We start from the raw sequence: 22,252 nt of genomic DNA on the forward strand, positions 1-22,252 counted from the left end.
ATGTCTGAATTAAATAAAATAGCTCTTAAAATACTTTCAAATGGCAAAGGGATACTTGCGGCAGATGAAAGTAACGGAACTATGACAAAAAGACTTGAGGCTGTTAATGTTGAATCTACACCAGAAAACAGACTCGCTTTTAGAGAAACTCTTTTTAGTTCAGAAAGTATGAAAGATTGTATCGGTGGTGTGATCTTATACGATGAAACAATAAACCAAATTTCAAATTTAGGTAAATCAATTCCTGAATTAATCTCTGCCAGTGGAGCAGTACCCGGAATTAAAGTAGATACTGGTGCAAAAAATTTAGCAAACTCTCCAGAAGAAAAAATTACTGAAGGACTAGACGGACTAAGAGAAAGATTAAAAAAATACTATAAGCTTGGTGCAAGATTTACAAAATGGAGAGGTATTTACTCGATAAGTAATAACTGTCCAAGCAAGCTTGCAATTCACTCAAATGCACACGCTCTTGCAAGATACGCGGCATTAGTTCAAGAATGTGAAATGGTTCCTATAATAGAACCTGAAGTTTTAATGGATGGTAAGCATTCAGCAGATGAGTGTTTGGAAAAAACTTCAGAAGTTATAGAAAAGTGTTTTGAAGAATTAATTTTACATAAAATTGATTTATCAGGGATCATATTAAAACCAAATATGATTTTAGCTGGAAGTAATTCAAAAAATAAGATCTCTAATGAAGAAGTTTCAGACAAAACACTTGAATGTCTTAAAAAATCAGTACCAACACAAGTACCTGGAATTGCTTTCTTGTCAGGGGGTCAATCTGAATTACAGGCAACAGAAAATTTAAATTTAATAAGCAAACATAATAGTACAAATTTTATAATAACCTATTCATATGGTAGAGCTTTACAACAAAGTGCTCTTAAATTTTGGTCTAAAGATACAACTAAAATTACTGAAACACAGAATGTATTTAACCATAGAGCAAGAATGTGTACTTTAGCTGCTCAAGGCAAATGGGCAAACGATCTTGAGAGTAAATAAAAAAAAATTTATCTATCTTATCTCTCCAAATAAAATTAAGAAGGATTTTTACCAAAATCTAAACGAGGTATTAAAATCAAATAAAATTAGTTTTTTTCAAATGAGATTTAAAAAATACTCTTTTAAGAAAAAAATTTTGATAGGAAAAAAAATTAGACAATTATGTAAAAATAATAGAGTAAAATTTATTGTTAATGATGACCCAATTCTTGCAAAAAAATTAAACGCTGACGGATGTCATTTGGGTCAAAAAGATACAGATATCAAAGAGGCCAAAAAAATACTTGGAAATAAAATTATTGGAATAACATGTCACAACTCTATTAAACTTGCAAAAGAGGCAATTAAAAACAAGGCTAATTACATTGCATTTGGTGCTTTTTTTGAAACAAAAACAAAGAAAGTTAAATACAGGGCTAATATAAAAATTTTGAATAAGGTAAAGAAATTAGCAAATATTCCCATAGTTGCTATTGGTGGAGTAACAAACGTGAACTATAAAAAACTTTTATTGAACAATGCAAATTTTTTAGCTATCTCAGGCTACATTTGGAATAATAAAAAATACAAACCTACAGAAGCTATAGAAAGTTTAATATGAAAATAAATGCAAGTGAAATTAGAGTTGGGATGCTTTTAGAATATAAAAATGATCTTTGGCAGGTTCTAAAAACACAACATGTAAAACCTGGAAAAGGTGGTGCATTTGCACAAGTAGAGATGAAAAGTGTTGCTAAAAATACTAAACTAAATGAAAGATTTAGGTCTAGTGAGAATGTAGAAAAAGCATCATTAGATGAAAGTAAATATAATTATATTTATGAAGATGATACTAATTATTTTTTTATGGAACCAAAAACTTTTGAACAAATTGAAATTAAGAAAGAAATTATTGGAGAACAAGGTAAATTATTAAGTGAAAATCTAGAAGTGTCTGTAAGTTTTTATAATGAAAATCCAATTTCAGTTGAATTACCAAATCAAGTACAATGTAGAATAGAAACTACTGATGTAGCATTAAAGGGTCAAACTGTATCTTCGTCTTATAAACCAGCAACATTAGATAATGGTTTAAGTATTCAAGTTCCTCCGTTCATAGAAGCGGGTGATGAGGTTATTGTTGATACTCGAAATTTAGAGTATGTAAAAAAGATTTAAAATGATTTCAATATCATCAAATCTTAACTTAATGATTAAAGCTGCTGAAAAAGCTTCAAAAACTGTGATTCGTGATTTTGGAGAAGTTGAAAAATTACAAGTATCAAAAAAAGGTCCTAGAGACTTTGTTACAAAGACCGATAAACTTGTTGAGAAAATTATAATTGACGAGCTTAGTAAAAATAAAAAAAATTATTCTTTTCTTTCTGAAGAAATTGGATCAATTAAAAATAAAGATAAGGAAAATATATGGATAATAGATCCTATAGATGGAACGACAAATTTTCTTCATGGCATTCCTCATTTTGCTATAAGTATTGCTTTAGAGTCTAATAAACAAATAATAAGCGGACTAATTTATGATCCGATAAAAGATGAAATGTTTTTTGCCGAGAAAAACAAAGGTGCATATTTAAATAATCATAGATTAAGAGTATCAAATAAAAATTCAATTGAAGATTGCTTATTTTCTAGTAATCATGAAGGGGTTAAGTTTAGCGATTTAAACATGAGGTATGGTGGATGTGCTGCTTTAGACTTGGCATATGTAGCATGTGGAAGATTAGATGGTTTTTTTCACAATAAAATTAACATATGGGACGTAGCAGCAGGAACGTTGCTCATTGAAGAGGCAGGTGGAATTGTAAACAACATAAAAGAATATAAAAGCAACAATATAGATATCAAGGCAGCTAGCAGTATTATTTACGACGAGATGCTTAATAATTTAAAAAACTTTTAAAAATAAAATATTTTATATGTATTAATGCTGTAAAAAATTTTACTTTGAATTTCTTAAAATAATTAAGATTTTTTTATTAAGAAATAATATTTTTAAAATATTCATTTATCTTTTAATATTGCTTAATTTATCTAACTATATACACTAGTGATCAAAGACATGAAAAAAGTAGAAAATAAAGAAATAGATTTAATAGATATTTATTTGATAATACGAAAAAATTTGTTGACAGTTGTTTCAATAACAATTGCTCCTATGATTTTATCACTAATTTATTTTTTTAATCAAGTTCCGAGTGAAATAAAATTTATTGCAAAAACTGAAATCAAACCAGTATCAATTTTTAGTGTATCAAAATATAGTGCTTACAATAATTATTTAAAAAACTATATCTTAGAAAATAAGATAAAAACAATTAATAAAGAAAATTTAATTAATAACTCTAAAAAAAATTTTGAAAATATAGAAATAATTGGATTTGATGAACTATATCTTATTATCAACGAAAAAACTCTTTTAAATTTATTTATAGATAAAATTAAAGAAAAAGTTATTCTTATAGAAGCAATAAAAAAATTAAATTTAGTCAATAAAGATAATTATGTATCTCTAAAAGACTATGAAAATGCAGTTAAATTATTTACAAATAATATTATTTTAAATAAATCTACTCAGAATAATGGAAATGACACATGGATTATTCAGATTGAATTGACTAATATAAAAATATTAAATTCATTTTTATTATTTATTGAGGAAAAAACAAACGAAGCAGTACGAAAATATATAATTGAAACTTTTGATAATTTAATTCAAAACGAAAAAAGATTAAATAAATACAATATTGAAGATATTGAAATTGAAATCTTAAATTCTGAAGATAATTTAGAATTACAAAGAGAGTTATTGAAAAAAAAAGAGATGATTATTCAAGATAAACACACCGAAAGACTCGAAAATCTTTTTGAAACTACACCAATCGTAGATTCCAACAAATTTGTTGCCGCAAATATTTTAACTCACTCTTCTAAAATAACAAATATTACAAATAGAGGCAACAACACAAAAATTGTTGTAATTATAACCTTCATTAGTTTTATTTTAGGAATATTTTTTGTAATTTTAAAAGAGGCTATTAGAAACCGTAAATTTTAATAATTACTTGATAAAACCAACTTTCTGAGGTTACGTAATCAAGAATACATACATATAATCTGTTAATCCAATAGTTTTTTTGATATTAATCTAATCTAATTAAACTTTTAATTGTTTTAAAAAATTCTTTTGCTATAAGTCTCGCTATGAAAAAAAATATTCATCCTAAATACCACAAAATTACTGTTGAAATGACTGACGGTACTCAATTTGAAACAAAATCCACCTGGGGAAGTGAAGGTGAAGTTTTAAAACTTGAGATAGATCCCAAATCTCATGCTGCTTGGACTGGTGGTAAACAAAAATTAATGGATAAGGGTAGAATAAGCAAATTTAATAAAAAATTCCAAAATTTTAAATCTAGTAAAAATTAAATGTCTAATGCACCTTTAATGCCAATGGCAACTGCTGTTTGGCTTGTTGAAAATACAACTTTAACTTTTAGACAAATTGCAAATTTCTGCAAACTACATGAAGTTGAAATACAAGGAATTGCTGATGGTGAAGTAGCCAAAGGCATAAAAGGTTACAACCCAATTATTGCTGGACAATTAACAAGAGAAGAAATTGACCTTTGCTCAAATGATGAAAATAGACCTTTAGAGATAAAAAATAATGATATTGAAATATCTAGTTCAGATAAGAAAATAAAAAAATATATTCCAATATCAAAAAGACAAGATAAACCTGATTCAGCATTATGGCTAATTAAACAACACAATATTTTAAAAGACTCTCAAATAGCAAAGCTAGTCGGAATTACTAAAAATTCTGTTACTTCAATCAGGAATAAAAATTATTGGAATTATAATAACTTAAACCCAAAAGACCCAGTTGCGTTGAATTTGTTTACACAAAAGGAATTAGTCGATGCACTAGAAAAAGCTGAAAGAAGAATTAAAAGAGAAAAAAAAGTAAAAGAAAAAAATATACAAGTTGTTTAAATTTAATAGACATAAAAATATAAAGATGATAAGAACACGTTTTTTTGGAGGTGGTTATTAAAATAGAAGTTAAAGATAATAATGTAGAACAAGCTCTTAGGGTGTTAAAAAGAAAACTCCAAAGAGATGGTTTTTTTAAAGTAATAAAATTAAAAAATACTTATGAAAAACCCTCAGAGAAAAAAAAGAGAATTCTGCAGGAAAACATTAAAAGAGTTAAAAAGTTAAATAAACTTAAGAATAGAATTTAGTTTTACCGCGGGGTGGAGCAGTCTGGTAGCTCGTCAGGCTCATAACCTGAAGGTCGGCGGTTCAAATCCGTCCCCCGCAACCAAATTTATTACTAATTTTTTTTGATTAACACCTAATATTTAAGCTCTGATTTATTTAAACGAAAATTAATTTTTTTTAAAATCATCTCTAAAGAGATTGGAATAAACATTATCAAAGGTAAAATTATGGGAAATCTGTACCTCCAGTCATAGTCAATTAATATAAATGAGTGAAACGATGCAACTGATAAAGACAACAAAATAATAAATAAGTATAATTTATCTTTGATTTCAATAGACGAAACAAAAAATAACCATATAGTTAATGATATCACTATTAATATAGTTTGAATAAAATTTAACAATATATGCAATATGGAAAAAGTAGATGCATATGGATTAAAAAAATTTACCATTCTTAAAGCATATATAATTACTAAATCAAAAAAATTATTAGGGCTACTAACCCAAGTATCTGATCTGTCATGAATAATCATGCCTTCATTAACCATATTGATTAAAAATTCTATTTTTGGCTTATCACTCATGTTGTGTTCTAAAAATAAGTAAAAAAACCCAAATATAAAAGGTGTGGAAATAATCATGACAAGTAAGATTAATAAAATATATTTTTTTTTTACTAAAATTTTAAATTTTAGAAATAGCATAAATAAAAAAATTGAAAAAATTACTGGAATTGAAGATGGTCTTGAACTTAACAGTAATAATATAATTAAACCTAACTTGATATAATCTATTTTATTATTAATAATAATATTTAAAACAATATAAACACTTGAAATTACAAGAAATATGTAAATTACATCTGATAATATAAATCTTGGCCAAGTTAACATGTCAACAGATAGAACAATGAGGGGCAATGTAAATGATATCAATATAGGTCTAACTTTAACTCTTAAAAGAATATTTATAAAAATTGTTAATGAAAAAAAAACAAGTATTAAATTTAATAACAAAAAAGCATACTGCCAATCACTTGTAAAAAAAACTTTACATAATCCTATTAGTATCACTGGTAAGGAGAAAAAAAATAGATTAGGTCGATGATTAACTTTATCAATTGAATAAAATTCAAATAAATTAAAATTAAATTTTATTAAATCATCTGCCCATCTAGAAAATCTCTGAGAGTCTGTCGACATTGAATAGCCAGCATTTAAAGTGTAAAATGCAATTATAGCGTAACATACTAACAATGAGACATACAAGATAGTTTTGTTATGCTCATAATTGTCAGAAAGAATATTTTTCATATTATTAAACATAAGCTTAGGCAATAAAGTACTCTTTAAATTTATTTAAATACCTATACTTTAAAATGGTAACTACTGCTCTTATCGCATCAGAAAATTTTATTTTTTTTCCCTCTTTAATAGTTCTACCTTTGTATGAAATAGGAAGCTCCTTAATTTTTTCATTCATTAAAGATATTTTAGTATTAACTTCGGGACAAAAAGCAAAATCATTCTCTTTCAAATTTAAGTTCAAAAAAATATCTTTTCTAAATATTTTATAACAAGTATGTGCATCAGTTAAATTTTGATTATTAACAAAATTTGAAATTAAAGTTAAGACATGATTGCCAAAAACCCTATAATTAGAAAGAAATGATTTGTTATTATATCTTTTCTTTTTTAAAACTCTTGATCCATAAATTACTCCATTATCATATAATATCATTGTTTTTATCAATTTATTTAAATCCTTAGGATCATATTCTAGATCAGCGTCTTGAATGGCAACGATATTACCAGCTATATAAGGCGTAGCAGATTTTATTGCTGCTCCTTTGCCCATATTTTTTTTGTGTAAAATTACTTTACTAATATTTTTATTTTTTTTTATTATACTTCTTGTTCCATCACTGGAACAATCATCTACAACTATTATTTGTTTTTTAAATTTAATATTAGTATTTAGTTTGTGTATTATTTTATTAATATAATTTTTTTCATTAAATACTGGAATTATTATAGTTATTATATTTTTATCCATGTAATTGGCAATTATAATATTTAAGAATTATTATTTAAATATCTTTAAATTTTAAACTTTGATTTTTTACTATCACCCAGGAATGACTTCACTGTTTCAACAGTAAGCTGATTAAAAGATTTTCCAAATTTTTCAATTTTTTCAATTAAATTTGGTGGAATAGTAATTATATGACACCCCAATTGCTTAGCTTGCAAGTAATTGTATGGCTCTCTGACACTGGCCCATAAGATTTCTACATTTTTATAATTCTTTGCTAACTTTATACTTTTGATAAATTCAGGAATTGGATCTTTTCCAGTATCTCCTGCTCTTCCTGCAAAAATAGATATTATTACTTTTGTTTTTTTATTTATTACTTTAAGTATTTTTGCAGTTTGATTAGCTGTGTATACCGCAGTTATATTTAACTTAATATTTTTACTGTTTAGCTCTTTTATCACGTTTCCAGAAAACTTATTTTTTGAGTTTACCACTGGAACTTTAACGTATACGTTTTTACCCCAAGTATTTATTTTTTCTCCTTGCTTAATCATAGATCTTTGATTATCAGCAAATACTTCAAATGAAATTGGCTTCTTATTACAAACTTCAAGTATTTTTTTAGAATACAATTTATAATCTTTTGCTCCAGCTTTTCTCATTAAGCTTGGATTTGTCGTAAATCCTTTTACAACTTTTTTTTTATTAAATTTTTTTATTAAAGATATGTCTGCAATATCACAAAAAACCTTAGTATTCATAAGATCTACAAATTCTTCGTAATATCCTCAGTCATTTTTTTTGCATCTGCAAATAACATTAAAGTATTTTCTTTATAAAAAAGGTCGTTATCTATTCCAGCATAGCCTGGGGATAAACTTCTTTTAACAAATAGCACTGATTTACATTTCTCAACATCCAAAACTGGCATTCCATAAATCGGACTTTGTGGATCAGTTTTTGCAACAGGATTTGTAACATCGTTTGCACCAATTACAAAAGCAACATCTGCATTTGCAAAATCGTTGTTAATCTCCTCTAATTCGAATACTTCGTCGTATGGTACATTTGCCTCTGCTAACAATACATTCATGTGACCGGGCATTCTTCCTGCAACGGGATGTATGGCGTAAGATACCTTGATATCATTTTTCTTTAAAGTATCTACCATCTCTCTTAAGGCATGCTGAGCTTGAGCTACTGCCATCCCATACCCTGGGACAATTATTACTGAAGAAGCATTTTTCATTAAAAAAGCTGCATCATCTGCATTGCCACTTTTTACTGGTCTCTGCTCTTTAGTTTGGCCTCCGGTTGTTTGGTCTGTAGCACCAAAACCACCTAGTATTACATTAAAGAATGATCTGTTCATTCCTTTACACATTATATATGAAAGGATTGCACCAGATGATCCAACTAATGCGCCTGTGATGATCAATGCTGTGTTTTCTAAAGTAAATCCAATTCCAGCTGCTGCCCAACCTGAATAAGAATTCAACATTGAAATTACTACAGGCATATCTGCGCCACCAATAGGAATGATAATTAAAAACCCAATTAAAAAAGAAACTGCAATTAATAACCAAAATAAATTAGATGATTGAGTTGAACAAAGATAAATTGTTAAAATTACAATAAATATTAATAACAAAGCGTTTAATAAGTGCTGACCTTTAAAAGTTATTGGTGCACCTGACATAATTCCTTGTAATTTTAAAAAAGCTATAACTGAACCAGAAAAAGTAATTGCACCAACAGCTGCTCCTATTGCCATTTCAATTAAGCTTGCAAGCTTAATATTTCCAGGCGTTCCAAGATTAAAGGCTGTAGGATTTATGAATGCTGAGATTGCAACAAATACCGCTGCTAGACCAACTAAGCTATGAAAACCAGCCACTAATTCTGGCATTGCTGTCATTGGAATACGATATGCAATAAATGCTCCAATACTTCCGCCAATGGCTAAAAATATAAGAACATAAATGAAACCTGATGAAAAGTTTCCAACAGACAAAAATGTAACAGTTACAGCTATTAACATTCCAATAATTCCAAATAAATTTCCTTGTCTTGAGGTTTCAGGAGATGACAAGCCTCGTAAAGCTAAGATAAATAACACCCCAGATACTAAATATAAGATTGCAGATAGATTTGCAGACATGAATTATTTATCCTTTTTCTTCTTTTTATACATTGCAAGCATTCTTTGAGTAACTAAAAATCCACCAAAGATATTAACCGCTGCTAAAATAATCGCTAAAAATCCATAAATACTAGATGAAGAAAACACTACTCCATCACTCCCCGATAAAGCTGCAATGATTGCACCAACGATGATTACTGAGGAGATTGCATTAGTTACTGACATCAATGGTGTATGTAACGAGGGGGTTACACTCCACACCACATAATAACCAACAAATATTGACAATATAAATATACTTAATCTGAATATAAAAGGATCTATTTCCATAATACTATTTAATAAGTGTTTTCTCTATTATCTCATCTTCTAAATTTATATTTAATTTCTTATTTTCTTTATCGTATAAATTAGAGATAAAATTAAATACATTTTTAGCATACAAATTAGAAGCTGATACAGGTAATTTATTTAAAATATTTGCCTCTCCTAGAATTTTAACACCATCTTTTTCAACAGTTTTATCAACTTCAGTAAAAGTAGTGTTTCCTCCTTGAACGGCTGCTAAATCATAAATTACTGAACCTGGTTGTAAATTTTTAAACATTTCTTCTTTAATAATTTTTGGAGCTTCTTTACCAGGAATTAACGCAGTACAAATTATTATATCAATTTTTTTTAATGTCTCTGTTAATAATTCTTCCTGTTTTTTTTTAAATTCATCTGAAGCTTCCTTTGCATAACCACCTTCAGTTTCTAAATTTTCAGACCCTTCTACAGTTAAAAATTTTCCACCTAAACTTTCAACTTGTTCTTTAGATGCCATTCTGACATCAGTTGCAAATACTACAGCACCCATTCTTTTAGCGGTAGCAATAGCTTGTAATCCTGCAACTCCTGCTCCAACCACTAATATTTTTGCTGCAGGAATAGTTCCAGCTGCTGTCATCATCATTGGTATTGCTTTTTCATAAACTTGGAAAGCCTCAACTACAGCTTTGTATCCAGCAAGGTTAGCTTGTGATGATAGAATATCCATTGATTGAGCTCTTGTTATTCTTGGCAGCAACTCTAATGAAAAACAATTTATTTTTTTAGACTTTAAATTATCTAATTTTTCTTTATTTAAAAAAGCATTTAATGAACCAATTAAAGTTTGGTTTTTTTTAAATAATGACAACTTCTTATCTTCTGGCAATCCTAATTGAATAAGTATCTCAGAATTTTTAATTATTTCATATTCATTATCTAAAAAATTAACTTTTAAATTTTTATATTCCTCATCACTAAAACCTAAGTGAGCTCCATAATTATTTGATAATGTTAAATTAAATCCCAAATCGATATATTTTTTTGCAATTTCTGGGGTAATTGCTATTCTTTTCTCAATATTATGGTTTTCTGAAATTGATGCTAAATTCATAAAAAATAAATTTTGATACTATAAAAGAAATATTGCCATTAAAACTAAAACCATAATAACAGCAACTGTTCCCCATAAAACAAATTTTGTAAAATTATTCCAGGTATTTTTATGGTTTTCATTATCCATAAAAATTATTTTTGTCTTGCTTTAAATTTTGGATTAGTTTTATTAATCACGTAAACTCTACCTCTTCTTCGAACAAGTTTAGAGTTTAAATCTCTTTTTTTGATTGATTTTAATGAGCTTTTTATTTTCATATTTATTATAAATTAGCCTGGCAATGACCTACTCTTCCATGTCTTAAGACAAAGTACCATCGGCGCTGAAAGGCTTGACTTCCGAGTTCGGTATGGGATCGGGTATAACACTTTCGCAATAATTACCAGGCGGCTTCTTTTACTTAAAAAAAACTATTTAGTAAAGAATAAAAAAAATTATTTATTATTAAGATATTAAGAATTAGCTAACTTTTTAGCCCAAAAAAGAAAAGGTAAATTTAAGATCAAAGCAATATTAAGCCAGTTATTAAATATATTCCCAGTAGGAATAAAGGGCCACAAGTATATTGCAATAACAGACAATAAGCATATTTCAAAATCAGAGAAGTAACTTTTACCTTTAAATCTTAATATCAAATGCTTTAAAATATTAAAACAAAAGTAGAATAATATTGATATTAAAAATATAAAACCAGTTATTCCAATTTCACTTAAAACCTGGACATAGGTATTGTGTGGATGAGAAGCGCATGATAACTCACTTACGCTATATTTTTCATTTTTGCAAAATTTTCTAAAGTTTTTAACTCCAACACCAAAAATTTTATTATCTAAATACATTCTATAAGCTGTGATGTAATGATGAGTGTGTTCTTTTGAAAATATATAAATATTCTTGTAATCATCTTGGTTACTGTTTTGCAAATTCATTTGCTTTATTGTTTGATCAAAAACTCTTTCTTTTGCGGTTGGGTTAATAAAACTTATGATTAAAAGCAAAACAATACTTGAGCACAAAGTAATTAACCTTAATTTAAATAATTTTTGTGACAATAAAATAACAAAAATTGCTGAAAGATTTATGTTAAAAAAAGCAGATCTATCTCCGCTCAAAAAAATTAATGCTTCAGAAAAAATAAATACCAAAATAAACAAAAAGAATAGTTTGTCTTTTTTCTTTAAATAAAAAATTGATAATCCAAAAAAAATTGGCCACAATCTACTTAAATAACTTCCCAAAATTTTTTCCTCACCAAAAAAACTCGAGACTCTGACAGAACTTTTCCAACCTAAAATATTTTCTCCAAAAAAATATTGATAAAAACCATCAAAAATTAAAACTACAAAACAAATAAAAATACAATAAAAAAAATATTTAACAAAGCCATCATTGAAACCCAATAGTGTAATTATTGCAATTACAAAAACACCATATCTAAAATAAAAAATAGAGATTTTTAGACTGTCAAAATTTAAATTATTAAATAAGCTATTAAATACTAAATAAATCCAAAAAATTAAAAAAATATAAAAATATCTATTTTTAAAGTATGAATAATCATTTCTTTTGTAACAATAAGCCAAGAATATTAATGCTACTAAAGAAATTGCAAGATCGCTAAGAAAAGGACCTGTAATTAAAAAAAAGGGAATTAAAGAAAATAAATAAACTGGAAAAGTATAAAAAAAAATTTTTTCATTAACAGAATTAAAGATCATTAAAAAAAACCCTATAAATTAAGACAATTTATATAATATTAAAATTTTATTTGAACCAAAATTTAAATTTTAAATTATATTTAACATTTTAAATATTATTTTTTATCTATATATTTTTATATACATTTAAAGAATAAAACCTCTAATTAAAAATATGATAAGCACTATAACAATATTTCTTTTGGTAAATATTATAATTTTATTTTTATCTGGTAAAATTTCTTACAAATTAAAATTAGTTGATTTACCAAATAAAAGAAAAATTCATTCTAAAGCTACAGCTTATACAGGTGGAATAACTCTAAGTATTATTTTTTTATTTTCAATATTTTTGTTCGACAGTTTTAACCCAAATTTAAGCCTTATATTGTCTATAGGCTTTTTGATCTCGGTTGTGGGATTAATTGACGATAAATATAATTTAAATACTGGTGGAAAATTAAGTTTACAAATTATTCCAATTTTCTATTTGATTTTTTTCGAAAACTTTTCTCTTGCAGAAATTGGAAATTATGGATTATTTATTTTAGATCTAGGAGTTTTTTCAATACCATTTACTTTTTTATCTGTACTATTTTTAATAAATGCTTTTAATTATTTTGATGGCATTGATGGCATATTAAGTTTTACCACAATCTCAACATTATCTATACTTTACTTTTTAGTTGTCCAAGAAAATCACTATCTAGTTCGAGATCAGAGTACTGAATTTTTTTTAGCCATTATAACTTTATCAATAATAATTTTTTTATTATTTAATTTTTCTATCTTAAAACTTCCAAAAATTTTTTTAGGAGATAGCGGTAGTTTGCTGTTAGGTTTCGTAATATCTTTTATTTTAATTTTTTTTGCCAATGAAAACTTAATTCATCCTATTTTATTAGCTTGGTCAGTTGCTATTTTTGTCTATGAATTCCTATCTATAAACATTATTAGAATAAAAAATAATCAAAAGCTTTTTAAACCTGGACAAGATCACTTACATCATATTCTATTTAGAAAAACAAAATCAACTTTGGCAACAAATTTCTTAATCACTTTATTAAACATTACCTTTTTCGCTTTTGGATATATGAGCTATATTTTTTTTAATGAACTAATATCTTTGTTGCTGTTTATAATATTATTTCTAATTTTTTTACTTTTTAGAAATATTTATTCCAGAAAAACATTTAATTAATCATATATTAAATCTATTTTTTACGTTTTATTTTCTCAATATATATATGGTCTACCATTTTTGAATTTGATTTATAAGATTTAATTATTTTGTTTAATAAATTTTTAACTTTATCTGCCTTATTCTTTTTTATTAATTTTTCTAATTCTTTCAATTTCGTTTCTAATTTATTGAAAGGAATAAAAGGATCGTTAATTTTTTTAATTTTAGAATGATTTGTTTTTTCTGGACTATCGCCTATTAACAACTCTTCATATAATTTTTCACCAGGCCTTAATCCTATAATTTTAATTTCAATATCTCCTTTTGGATTTTTAGTATTTTTAACAGTAAATCCTAATAGAATTATCATTTTTTCAATAAGATCTAAAATTTTAATTCTTTCTCCCATATCAAGTACAAATACTTCTGCATTTTTACCCATTGCACCTGCTTGTATCACCAACTGAGCTGCCTCAGTAATAGTCATAAAATATCTAGTAACATGTTTATGTGTTAGAGTGACAGGTCCTCCCTGAATTATTTGCTGTTTAAATTTTGGAATTACCGAACCTGAAGATTCTAATACATTCCCAAATCTAACTATTGAAAAATTAGTCTTGATATTTTTAAGATTATTATAAATTCCTTGCACGCACAGTTCAGCAAGCCTCTTAGAAGCGCCCATTACATTTGTTGGTCTTACTGCTTTATCACTTGATATTAGCACGCAATTTGAGACTTTTTTATTTACTGTAGCTTTTGCCATAGCTAAGGTGCTAAAGACATTATTTTTAACTCCTGCACAAATATTTTCTTCTACTAGCGGCACATGCTTGTAAGCAGCAGCATGATATACCGTATTAACTTTAAATGTCTCAAAAATTATTTCCAATTTAGATTGATCTTTAGCATCAACTAACAAAGGGATAATTTTTTGCTTTTTATTGTAATTTTTTAATTCTTCATAAATTTTATAGAGAGCGAACTCATTTAATTCTAACAATAATATTTTTTTTGGTTTTAATTTTATGATTTGACGACATAGCTCAGAGCCTATTGATCCTCCAGCACCTGTTATAAGTATTATTTTTTTGTCTATATCTTTATTTAACAATCTAATATCTGGTTCAACTTCTTCTCGATTTAATAAATCATCTATATTTACATCCTGTATATCTGAAACGGTTACTCTGCCATCAATAATTTCTGATATACTGGGTAAAGTTTTAACAACCAATTTGAATTTATTTAATTTATTAATTATTTTATTTCTTTTACTTCTTCCAACTGATGGCATTGCCATAAAAACCAAACTTACATCATTTTTCCTAATTAATTTTTTTAAATTTGATGAAGGGTAAATTTTTTTATTCAAAAAAAATTTTTTATTTAATTTTTTATTATCATCAATTAAGCCAACTACTTCAAATTCAGTATTATTTTCTAAAGAATAGACCAGTTGTCTTCCAGCTTCACCAGCGCCATAAACTAATACATTTTTTTTTATGGTAAATTTAGACTTCATTTTCAAACAGTATAAGAATTTATAAATTGTAATAAATTTCTAGTTAATATACTTTGTTCAAAATCTTTTAAGACTCTTTTTTTTGCAAATAAACCATACCTTTTTGTCAATTTCTTATTTTTTAAGATATATAACATTTTTCTTTGTATATCGTTTGAGTTTCCAGCTTTATGAAAAAAACCAGTTTTTTTCTTATCAATAGCATCTTGTAGACCATATATGTTTGAGCAAAGAGAAGGGATACCGCAAGCAGCTGCCTCAATAATAACATTACCAAATCCTTCTCTATAGCTAGGTAAGCACAAAATATCTGCCAATGAAAACCAATATTCAGGTTTTGAAGTATAATCAAAATATAAAATTTTTTTTTGATACTTGATTTCATTTAATAATTTATCATCTTCTGATGAACCAACCATTATTAAAATTGTGTCATGGCCACAACTAATTTTTTCAAAAGCTTTTAGAAGATCTTTAATACCTTTGTCTTTGTTAATTCTTCCTAAATACAAAAAAACAAAAGTATTTTGAGAAATTAAATATTTTTTTCTCAAAAAGTTTCTTTTTTTTTTATTAAATTTAAATTTATTAATATTAACACCACCTACAGATCCTTTATGAAAAACAATGGATTTTTTTTTTGAAATAACTTTTTCTTTAATTAAAAACTTTCTTTGAGAAATGCTATCAATTAAAACATTATGTGAAATTAAAAAAATAATTTTATCTATTGTTTTTAAAAATTTTCTTAATACTCCTTTTTTATTTGCCCAAATTTGTCCTGTAAACCAATGAATACGAATTGGAGTTTTTGTAATAAAAGAAGCGAATGCAACAATCAAACCTACTTTAGGTGTAAATGAAATTGATAAATTTGGCCTTTCTTTAATAAAAAAAAATAAAGTTAAAAAAAATGAAATTACATCGTCAAAAAAACTAATATTTCTTTTAAAATTTAAATTAATTAAAGATACATTTTCTGGAATAATTTTCTTTAAATTATAGGGATCATTACAACATACAAAAAGTTTATATTTTTTGCTTAATGCCTCAATATGTTTAAGAGTAAACGAATTAAAAAAAGTTGATGTATTTGAAATTAAAGCTACTTTAAATTTTTTATTCATTTAAAAGTTTTATTTTTTTTCTTAATGAAAATTTTGGTTTAAAATTAATCTCATTTTTTATTTTTTTATTACTGTAAGAAACTCTATTCGAAATCAAAAATAATAAATTACGTAATTTTTTTGGAATAGGAAAATAATTAATAAAAAATCTAATTACATTTATTGACAATTGAGTTTGAATTATTTTTTTATTAAAAAAATTTTGGTACTTTTGATAAATTTGATTTTGTTTGCAATCATCTGAAACAATATATATCTTATTCCTTGAAACTTTTAAGTTAAATATAGTTAACAAGACAGCTTGAGATACATCTTTCACATTTATAAAATTAAAAAAAACATTTTCAAAACTCCTTATCCAAATACCATAATGTAATGAAAATAATAGGTATTTATATAAATTTGATTTTTTTGTATTACCAAACACATTGGTAATTCTTAAAATTGTGTACGAAAATTTTTTATCTAAATTTTTTTTAACAGCATTTTGTATTATCAGATCTCCTTTAAATTTTGAATTTGAGTATAAATCATTGGGAATTACTTTGCTATTTTCAGATATAATTTTGCTTCTCCCAAAATAGTTTTCTTCACCTCCATAAACAGCAACACTTCCTAAATGAATTAATCTAACCTTTAATTTATTAACAGATATATATTTAAGCAATTTTTGAATGAAAATAAAATTAGTATTTTCCAGATCTTTTAAACTGTTATTCATTTTGCCAACACAATTAATGATAACGTCTGCTTTTTTTAAAAATAATAAATCTAAGCTTTTAAATGAATTAAAATCCCAGTTATGATACTTAATATTAGGATTTAAATAAGGTTTATTTTTAGTTTTTCTTCCAACACATATAATTTTAAAAGAGCTGCTTTTAATTAAGTCATCTAAAATACTACCACCAATTGATCCTGTATATCCTAGAACAACAATTACCATTTTTATTAATATTATAATCTTAAAGAAATTCTTTTTTTAGAAAATAAATATTTTAAATCATAAATCACATGATTTTTTTTACATAAATTTATAATTTTGGCTTCTCCAATTTTTAAAAATTTTTTATGCGCAACAGCTAACAAGATCCCATCATACTTGTTATTATTTAAAATTGAAATAGGACGACGGCCATATATTTTTTTTATTTCATCTTCATTTGCCCAGGGATCATATAGATCTAAACTGCAATTATATTTTTTTAATCTATCAACAACTGATTTAACTCCAGAATTTCGGACATCTGAACAATTTTCTTTAAAAGTTAAGCCCATTATTAGAATTTTTGACCCTTTTATTTTAATTTTTTTTTTCTTAAATTCTCTAATTAAATTCAAAGCTACATGATTTCCCATATTGTCATTAATTTTTCTACCAGACAAAATAATCTCTGGATGATAACCAATTTTTTTTGCTTTATAAGTAAGATAATAAGGGTCAACTCCTATACAATGTCCTCCTACTAACCCTGGTTTGAAAGATAAAAAATTCCATTTACTTTCTGCAGCTTTTAAAACATCTTCTGTATCAATTTTAAGTTTACTAAAAATAATAGATAGCTCATTTACTAAAGCAATATTTAAGTCACGCTGGGTATTTTCAATCACTTTTGCTGCTTCAGCAACTTTGATACTTGGTGCTTTATGAGTTCCTGCTGTTATAATTTCATTATATAAATCATCTACTAATTTAGAAACTTGTGGTGTAGATCCTGAGGTAATTTTTTTAATTTTTGAAATAGTATGTTTTTTATCTCCTGGATTGATCCTTTCTGGGCTATAGCCACAAAAAAAATCTTGATTAAATTTTAGACCAGAAATTTTTTCTAATATTGGCACACATTCTTCTTCAATGCAGCCCGGATAAACTGTAGACTCATAGATAATTAAATCTTCTTTTTTTAAAGCTTTGCCAATCATCTCAGTAGCATTCAATAATGGCATCAAATTTGGTTTTTTCAATTCATCGACTGGAGTTGGCACAGTTATGATGAAACAATTTACAGATTTTAAATTCTTTATACTATTAGTAAATTTTAGCCGTTTATATTTATTTAATTCATCTTTATTAAATTCTAAATTTTTATCTATTCCTGATTTTAATTCTTTGATTCTGGTTTTGTTAATATCAAAACCAATTACATTTTTTTTTTTAGAAAACTCTAACGCAAGTGGTAATCCAACGTATCCTAATCCAATTATTGCTAATTTTAAATCTTCATTGCTATTTTTCATCTTGATAATAATCTTTATACCATTTCACAAAATTATAAACACCGTCTACTACTGATGTTGAGGGCTTGTAATCAAATTCATCATTTAAGTTTTTCACACTCGCAAATGTATCGGGCACATCACCTGGTTGTAATGGTAAAAAATTTAGTTTAGCTTTTTTACCTAAAGCTTTTTCAAGAGCATCAATATAATCCATTAGTTTTACAGGTTTGTTATTACCTATGTTGTATATTCGCCATGGTGCTTTACTTGTTGCAGGATCTGGTTTGAAACTATTCCAATTTGAATTACTTTTTGGAGGATAGTCTAAGGTTTTAATTAAACCCTCAACAATATCATCAATATAAGTAAAATCTCTAGTATGGTTTCCGTTATTAAAAACATCAATTGATTTTTCGTTTAGTATAGATTTGGTAAATTTAAATAATGCCATATCAGGACGACCCCAAGGTCCATAAACTGTAAAAAACCTAAGCCCAGTAGTTGGTAGTTTAAAAAGATGACTATATGCATGTGCCATAAGTTCATTGGATTTTTTTGAAGCTGCATAAACAGAAAGTGGGTGATTTGCACTATCGTGCTCTGAAAAAGGCATCTGAGTATTAGCTCCATATACACTTGATGTGCTAGCGTAAACCAAATGCTCTATTTTATATTTACGACAGTTTTCTAAAATATTTGCAAATCCAACTATGTTGCTATTTATATAAGCCAGAGGTTTTTCAATAGAGTAACGTACACCCGCTTGTGCAGCTAAATTTACTACAACTTGGATCTTATAATTTTTAAATATTTCTTCTAAATTTTTTTGATCACTTAAATCAATTCTAAAGTGTTCGTAATTTGAAAATTTCTTTAGCCTTTCATATCTTGCTTCTTTAATCTTTGGATCATAATAATCATTGTGATTATCAATACCTATTACTCTCTCCCCTTTTTCAAGAATTTTAATACAAACTGAAGATCCAATAAATCCAGCTGAGCCAGTTACAATTGTGGTCCTCATATATTTTTTTAATTTAGTAAATATTTTTTTTATAAGAATTTATCCAAATCTTATTATACGATTTTATCATATTACCTATACTAAAATTTTTTTTTATTCTTAATCTCGCACTTTTACACCTTTTGCTCCATTTAATAGTAGTTTTTTCTTTTAATGCATTCTCAATTGATTTTGCTAACTTAAATGAACTCCTGGGAGGAACAATCCATCCTGTCTTACCAATTATTAAATTTGAGTCTCCAACGTCAGTTGCTACACAAGGTGTTCCACATGCCATCGACTCTGCAATAACATTAGGAAAACCTTCGCCATACCTACTGCTTAATACGTGCAAATCTAAACCATTCATTACTTCTGAAATATTTTTGTTTTGACCCAATAATTTAACATTTTTAGAAAGTTTTAATCTTTTAATTTCAGAATTTAGCATAATATTTTTTTTATCAATGTTAAAACCAATAAGAACACAATAAAAATTGATATTTTTAGATTTAATTAAATAAAGAGCGTTCAGTAAATTCAAGTGATCTTTTTGTGGATCATAACGAGCAACCTTACCAATAAGCGGTGTTTCTTTTTTTATTTTAATTTTTTTTCTAAATTTTATTCTTTGATTTTTGTTAATCTTCAAAATCGACAAATCATATCCATTAGGAATAAATCTAATTATCTTGCTATTATATCCAATTTTTTTATAAATTCTTTTAGCATTTTTTGAAACAGTTATAATAGTCTTTGGAATAATATATGAAAGCAAAGATAAAGCTCTTATTGTTAAAATAGTAGTAAATTTAGCTTTTCCTATTTCTATATTTGAATACCGAATATTCCACAGTATATTTTTTATACCAGACAATCGAGCAGCTATACCTCCTAGAAAATCAGCATGCACTAACCAAGTTTGAACTATATCAGGTTTTATTGAACGGATAAGTTTAATTAATATTATAAATTTGAAAAATGAAAAAAAAGTAAAATTTAAAAAATAAACTTCGATACCTATTTTTTTTAATGATAAATAATATTTCCCAGGACCTTTTAATGAAACAACTACATGTTTATTCGACGTATCGTATTTACAAATTTTAAATAATGCATGTTCAGCACCTCCATCACCTAGTCCAGTAATTATATGTAAAACTTTCATAAAATTTTTAATAAATTTACAATTTATTAGATAAATTTCCTTAATTTTTTTTTAAAAAAGTTAGTCTAGGCAAAAGTGGGCCTGCAAGTATTATCATCTCAACAACAAATTTTGATCTATGTCTGGTTCCAGAACCAAAATTACTAACTCCTACCGAAAATATAAATACATATGCAAATAAAATAATTAAAATTAATCTTAAGGCTGGGTCGTTCCAAATATTTTTTCTATTTTGAAAAATTAAATAAGCTAAAATTACATATAAAAAACTATCAAATACTCCAATCCAATGGATAGGTTTATTGACATGCCAAGGCAAAGGAGAAAATAGAAAATATGCCATTCTTGCAGGTACCTTATATATAATTTCAAATTCTGAATTTAATTTAGTCCATTCAGGATAAGATGCATGTCCTTTCATTCTCACATTTATGGCATTTTGTAATTTTGATAAATTTAAAGTTTCATTAAATCCCCCTATATATTGAACTTTTAATTTACTAGAAAAGAAGGCTAACAAAATTAATGAACATAAAGAAATAATCATTAAGTTTTTTTTACCTACACGTCCATTTATTATTGACTTAAAAAAAAATTTAAAATTATTTAAACCGAGAAAAAACAAGAAAATTATACCTCCAACTATTAAAATTGCATGAAAAAGACTTGCTCCAATGAAACCAACAGATGTTAAAATTAATGATTTTGTGCTACTAGATTTACTCCAACTTACAATACCTGTGATGGCGACTATTAAAAAAAAACTACTATAAATCTCTCTAAGTGGAACAACAGAATAAAGTATTAATGATGGAAATAACGCCAAAATCCATCCAACTTTGTTTGCAGTTTTATCGTCCCATATTTTTTTTGAAACCAACCATCCAAAAAAAACAACACCCAAACCAAATAGTAAACCTATTGATTGCATCATAAGAATACTTCTCCCAAATAAAGAATAAGGTATAGAAATAAACCAGCTATAAAAAAAACTGTTAATACCAGGAAAATTTTTAATTGTTTGAAAAAAACCGTCTTGAGCTCTGTTCCAAGCTCCCCATTCAAATCCCTGAGCATCGTTAGTAGTATCAGGCAAATTGACAACGTAATGACCAATTAACATTAATATAACTCTCACAATTAATGCAACAAAAATAATTTTTGAAATACTTGGCCATCTTAAAGCAACTATTGATGTTATTAAAAATAACAAAGCAATCGAAGCAAAACCAATCATATCTGAGGTAAAGCTTGGTATAAATATTTCTAAACCATATTTATTTACTTGCTCTTTATACATTTTGAAATTTTATATTTAACATAAAAGTTTGATTTATACACTTGCAGAACTATACCAATAAATTTTATCAATTAATTTATTTTGATAATACTATTAATCTTTCTTTTACTAATTTTAATTTTAGTTTATATTTTTACTTTCTATTACATAATTAAATTTAACTAAAATAAAATATTG

At 26.2% G+C, this 22,252-nt stretch carries 25 protein-coding genes, 1 tRNA gene and 1 rRNA gene; 10 read left to right on the plus strand and 17 right to left on the minus strand.

All coding sequences use genetic code 11. The annotated features are described in order from the left end of the window. The 9 genes from ACTTBE_RS04165 (at position 1) to ACTTBE_RS04205 (ending at position 5,344) form a co-directional block, all read left to right on the plus strand. Positions 1 to 1,011, plus strand: a complete 1,011-nt coding sequence (locus ACTTBE_RS04165; RefSeq protein ID WP_440677243.1) for a class I fructose-bisphosphate aldolase — start codon at positions 1 to 3, stop codon at positions 1,009 to 1,011. Next, entirely contained in the window at positions 998 to 1,612 is a 615-nt protein-coding gene (thiE, locus tag ACTTBE_RS04170; RefSeq protein ID WP_440677244.1) for a thiamine phosphate synthase, read from the plus strand. Before ACTTBE_RS04165 ends, thiE begins: the two co-directional genes overlap by 14 nt. Beyond that, entirely contained in the window at positions 1,609 to 2,169 is a 561-nt protein-coding gene (efp, locus tag ACTTBE_RS04175) for an elongation factor P (protein WP_440677245.1), read from the plus strand. Before thiE ends, efp begins: the two co-directional genes overlap by 4 nt. A gap of 1 nt (position 2,170) precedes the next feature. Then, on the plus strand, positions 2,171 to 2,911 hold the full coding sequence (locus tag ACTTBE_RS04180; protein WP_440677247.1) for an inositol monophosphatase family protein: 741 nt from the start codon (positions 2,171 to 2,173) through the stop codon (positions 2,909 to 2,911). 159 nt (positions 2,912 to 3,070) lie between these two features. Then, the gene (locus ACTTBE_RS04185; protein ID WP_440677249.1) at positions 3,071 to 4,066 is read left to right on the plus strand and encodes a hypothetical protein; all 996 of its coding nucleotides are present in this window, start codon (positions 3,071 to 3,073) and stop codon (positions 4,064 to 4,066) included. A gap of 146 nt (positions 4,067 to 4,212) precedes the next feature. Further along, positions 4,213 to 4,440 (plus strand): 50S ribosomal protein L31, encoded by a 228-nt coding sequence (gene rpmE, locus ACTTBE_RS04190; RefSeq protein ID WP_440677251.1) that lies wholly within the window; start codon positions 4,213 to 4,215, stop codon positions 4,438 to 4,440. Next, positions 4,441 to 5,010 (plus strand): cell cycle transcriptional regulator TrcR, encoded by a 570-nt coding sequence (locus ACTTBE_RS04195; RefSeq protein ID WP_440677252.1) that lies wholly within the window; start codon positions 4,441 to 4,443, stop codon positions 5,008 to 5,010. It begins immediately after the preceding gene. 56 nt (positions 5,011 to 5,066) lie between these two features. Next, complete coding sequence (rpsU, locus tag ACTTBE_RS04200) at positions 5,067 to 5,261, plus strand: 30S ribosomal protein S21 (protein WP_075484443.1); 195 nt, start codon at positions 5,067 to 5,069, stop codon at positions 5,259 to 5,261. Positions 5,262 to 5,267: 6 nt separating this feature from the next. After that, positions 5,268 to 5,344 (plus strand) — tRNA-Met (locus ACTTBE_RS04205). Between the two features lie 30 nt (positions 5,345 to 5,374). Here the strand turns inward: ACTTBE_RS04205 and ACTTBE_RS04210 are convergent. The 10 genes from ACTTBE_RS04210 to ACTTBE_RS04255 form a co-directional block, all read right to left on the minus strand. Next, complete coding sequence (locus ACTTBE_RS04210; protein WP_440677253.1) at positions 5,375 to 6,559, minus strand: hypothetical protein; 1,185 nt, start codon at positions 6,557 to 6,559, stop codon at positions 5,375 to 5,377. 16 nt (positions 6,560 to 6,575) lie between these two features. Then, positions 6,576 to 7,301: a glycosyltransferase family 2 protein gene (locus ACTTBE_RS04215; protein ID WP_440677255.1), complete on the minus strand. Its 726-nt coding sequence runs from the start codon at positions 7,299 to 7,301 to the stop codon at positions 6,576 to 6,578. 44 nt (positions 7,302 to 7,345) lie between these two features. After that, positions 7,346 to 8,044: a transaldolase family protein gene (locus ACTTBE_RS04220; RefSeq protein WP_440677256.1), complete on the minus strand. Its 699-nt coding sequence runs from the start codon at positions 8,042 to 8,044 to the stop codon at positions 7,346 to 7,348. A 5-nt stretch (positions 8,045 to 8,049) separates the two neighbouring features. Continuing rightward, positions 8,050 to 9,444 (minus strand): NAD(P)(+) transhydrogenase (Re/Si-specific) subunit beta, encoded by a 1,395-nt coding sequence (locus tag ACTTBE_RS04225; RefSeq protein ID WP_440677258.1) that lies wholly within the window; start codon positions 9,442 to 9,444, stop codon positions 8,050 to 8,052. A 3-nt stretch (positions 9,445 to 9,447) separates the two neighbouring features. Further along, entirely contained in the window at positions 9,448 to 9,756 is a 309-nt protein-coding gene (locus ACTTBE_RS04230; protein ID WP_262590263.1) for a proton-translocating transhydrogenase family protein, read from the minus strand. Positions 9,757 to 9,760: 4 nt separating this feature from the next. Beyond that, a complete protein-coding gene (locus tag ACTTBE_RS04235; protein ID WP_440677259.1) occupies positions 9,761 to 10,849 on the minus strand; it encodes an NAD(P) transhydrogenase subunit alpha in 1,089 nt (362 codons plus the stop codon). Between the two features lie 18 nt (positions 10,850 to 10,867). Then, a complete protein-coding gene (locus tag ACTTBE_RS04240; protein WP_440677260.1) occupies positions 10,868 to 10,978 on the minus strand; it encodes an aa3-type cytochrome c oxidase subunit IV in 111 nt (36 codons plus the stop codon). 5 nt (positions 10,979 to 10,983) lie between these two features. Further along, positions 10,984 to 11,109: a type B 50S ribosomal protein L36 gene (ykgO, locus tag ACTTBE_RS04245; RefSeq protein ID WP_008545413.1), complete on the minus strand. Its 126-nt coding sequence runs from the start codon at positions 11,107 to 11,109 to the stop codon at positions 10,984 to 10,986. Between the two features lie 15 nt (positions 11,110 to 11,124). Then, positions 11,125 to 11,239 (minus strand): 5S ribosomal RNA (rrf, locus tag ACTTBE_RS04250). Between the two features lie 65 nt (positions 11,240 to 11,304). Beyond that, a complete protein-coding gene (locus ACTTBE_RS04255) occupies positions 11,305 to 12,570 on the minus strand; it encodes an O-antigen ligase family protein (protein WP_440677262.1) in 1,266 nt (421 codons plus the stop codon). A 154-nt stretch (positions 12,571 to 12,724) separates the two neighbouring features. Between ACTTBE_RS04255 and ACTTBE_RS04260 the strand changes: the two genes are divergently transcribed. Beyond that, entirely contained in the window at positions 12,725 to 13,750 is a 1,026-nt protein-coding gene (locus ACTTBE_RS04260) for a glycosyltransferase family 4 protein (protein WP_440677263.1), read from the plus strand. A 13-nt stretch (positions 13,751 to 13,763) separates the two neighbouring features. Here ACTTBE_RS04260 and ACTTBE_RS04265 read toward each other — a convergent pair whose 3' ends face one another. From ACTTBE_RS04265 to ACTTBE_RS04295, 7 genes are read right to left on the minus strand one after another with little or no spacing between them, the layout of a single operon-like run. Further along, on the minus strand, positions 13,764 to 15,257 hold the full coding sequence (locus ACTTBE_RS04265) for a polysaccharide biosynthesis protein (protein WP_440677265.1): 1,494 nt from the start codon (positions 15,255 to 15,257) through the stop codon (positions 13,764 to 13,766). A gap of 2 nt (positions 15,258 to 15,259) precedes the next feature. Next, on the minus strand, positions 15,260 to 16,384 hold the full coding sequence (locus tag ACTTBE_RS04270; RefSeq protein ID WP_440677266.1) for a glycosyltransferase: 1,125 nt from the start codon (positions 16,382 to 16,384) through the stop codon (positions 15,260 to 15,262). Beyond that, on the minus strand, positions 16,377 to 17,330 hold the full coding sequence (locus ACTTBE_RS04275; RefSeq protein WP_440677268.1) for an NAD-dependent epimerase/dehydratase family protein: 954 nt from the start codon (positions 17,328 to 17,330) through the stop codon (positions 16,377 to 16,379). Before ACTTBE_RS04275 ends, ACTTBE_RS04270 begins: the two co-directional genes overlap by 8 nt. 11 nt (positions 17,331 to 17,341) lie before the next feature. Beyond that, positions 17,342 to 18,622 (minus strand): Vi polysaccharide biosynthesis UDP-N-acetylglucosamine C-6 dehydrogenase TviB, encoded by a 1,281-nt coding sequence (gene tviB, locus ACTTBE_RS04280; RefSeq protein WP_440677269.1) that lies wholly within the window; start codon positions 18,620 to 18,622, stop codon positions 17,342 to 17,344. Beyond that, positions 18,612 to 19,628 (minus strand): NAD-dependent epimerase, encoded by a 1,017-nt coding sequence (locus ACTTBE_RS04285; RefSeq protein WP_440677270.1) that lies wholly within the window; start codon positions 19,626 to 19,628, stop codon positions 18,612 to 18,614. Before ACTTBE_RS04285 ends, tviB begins: the two co-directional genes overlap by 11 nt. A 13-nt stretch (positions 19,629 to 19,641) precedes the next feature. Then, the gene (locus tag ACTTBE_RS04290; protein ID WP_440677272.1) at positions 19,642 to 20,775 is read right to left on the minus strand and encodes a glycosyltransferase; all 1,134 of its coding nucleotides are present in this window, start codon (positions 20,773 to 20,775) and stop codon (positions 19,642 to 19,644) included. Between the two features lie 40 nt (positions 20,776 to 20,815). Next, the gene (locus tag ACTTBE_RS04295; protein WP_440677273.1) at positions 20,816 to 22,075 is read right to left on the minus strand and encodes a hypothetical protein; all 1,260 of its coding nucleotides are present in this window, start codon (positions 22,073 to 22,075) and stop codon (positions 20,816 to 20,818) included. Positions 22,076 to 22,252: the final 177 nt, after the last annotated feature.

It is taken from the genome of Candidatus Pelagibacter sp. HIMB1587 (assembly GCF_052047775.1).
In the GTDB taxonomy this organism is placed as follows: Bacteria; Pseudomonadota; Alphaproteobacteria; order Pelagibacterales; family Pelagibacteraceae; genus Pelagibacter.

Coding starts and splice junctions, on each gene's coding strand:
- ACTTBE_RS04165 (WP_440677243.1), top strand. CDS start 1: ATGTCTGAATTAAATAAAATAGCTCTTAAAATACTTTCAAATGGCAAA.
- efp (WP_440677245.1), top strand. CDS start 1,609: ATGAAAATAAATGCAAGTGAAATTAGAGTTGGGATGCTTTTAGAATAT.
- ACTTBE_RS04180 (WP_440677247.1), top strand. CDS start 2,171: ATGATTTCAATATCATCAAATCTTAACTTAATGATTAAAGCTGCTGAA.
- ACTTBE_RS04185 (WP_440677249.1), top strand. CDS start 3,071: ATGAAAAAAGTAGAAAATAAAGAAATAGATTTAATAGATATTTATTTG.
- rpmE (WP_440677251.1), top strand. CDS start 4,213: ATGAAAAAAAATATTCATCCTAAATACCACAAAATTACTGTTGAAATG.
- ACTTBE_RS04195 (WP_440677252.1), top strand. CDS start 4,441: ATGTCTAATGCACCTTTAATGCCAATGGCAACTGCTGTTTGGCTTGTT.
- ACTTBE_RS04210 (WP_440677253.1), bottom strand. CDS start 6,559: ATGAAAAATATTCTTTCTGACAATTATGAGCATAACAAAACTATCTTG.
- ACTTBE_RS04215 (WP_440677255.1), bottom strand. CDS start 7,301: ATGGATAAAAATATAATAACTATAATAATTCCAGTATTTAATGAAAAA.
- ACTTBE_RS04220 (WP_440677256.1), bottom strand. CDS start 8,044: ATGAATACTAAGGTTTTTTGTGATATTGCAGACATATCTTTAATAAAA.
- ACTTBE_RS04225 (WP_440677258.1), bottom strand. CDS start 9,444: ATGTCTGCAAATCTATCTGCAATCTTATATTTAGTATCTGGGGTGTTA.
- ACTTBE_RS04230 (WP_262590263.1), bottom strand. CDS start 9,756: ATGGAAATAGATCCTTTTATATTCAGATTAAGTATATTTATATTGTCA.
- ACTTBE_RS04235 (WP_440677259.1), bottom strand. CDS start 10,849: ATGAATTTAGCATCAATTTCAGAAAACCATAATATTGAGAAAAGAATA.
- ACTTBE_RS04240 (WP_440677260.1), bottom strand. CDS start 10,978: ATGGATAATGAAAACCATAAAAATACCTGGAATAATTTTACAAAATTT.
- ykgO (WP_008545413.1), bottom strand. CDS start 11,109: ATGAAAATAAAAAGCTCATTAAAATCAATCAAAAAAAGAGATTTAAAC.
- ACTTBE_RS04255 (WP_440677262.1), bottom strand. CDS start 12,570: ATGATCTTTAATTCTGTTAATGAAAAAATTTTTTTTTATACTTTTCCA.
- ACTTBE_RS04260 (WP_440677263.1), top strand. CDS start 12,725: ATGATAAGCACTATAACAATATTTCTTTTGGTAAATATTATAATTTTA.
- ACTTBE_RS04265 (WP_440677265.1), bottom strand. CDS start 15,257: ATGAAGTCTAAATTTACCATAAAAAAAAATGTATTAGTTTATGGCGCT.
- ACTTBE_RS04270 (WP_440677266.1), bottom strand. CDS start 16,384: ATGAATAAAAAATTTAAAGTAGCTTTAATTTCAAATACATCAACTTTT.
- ACTTBE_RS04275 (WP_440677268.1), bottom strand. CDS start 17,330: ATGGTAATTGTTGTTCTAGGATATACAGGATCAATTGGTGGTAGTATT.
- tviB (WP_440677269.1), bottom strand. CDS start 18,622: ATGAAAAATAGCAATGAAGATTTAAAATTAGCAATAATTGGATTAGGA.
- ACTTBE_RS04285 (WP_440677270.1), bottom strand. CDS start 19,628: ATGAGGACCACAATTGTAACTGGCTCAGCTGGATTTATTGGATCTTCA.
- ACTTBE_RS04290 (WP_440677272.1), bottom strand. CDS start 20,775: ATGAAAGTTTTACATATAATTACTGGACTAGGTGATGGAGGTGCTGAA.
- ACTTBE_RS04295 (WP_440677273.1), bottom strand. CDS start 22,075: ATGTATAAAGAGCAAGTAAATAAATATGGTTTAGAAATATTTATACCA.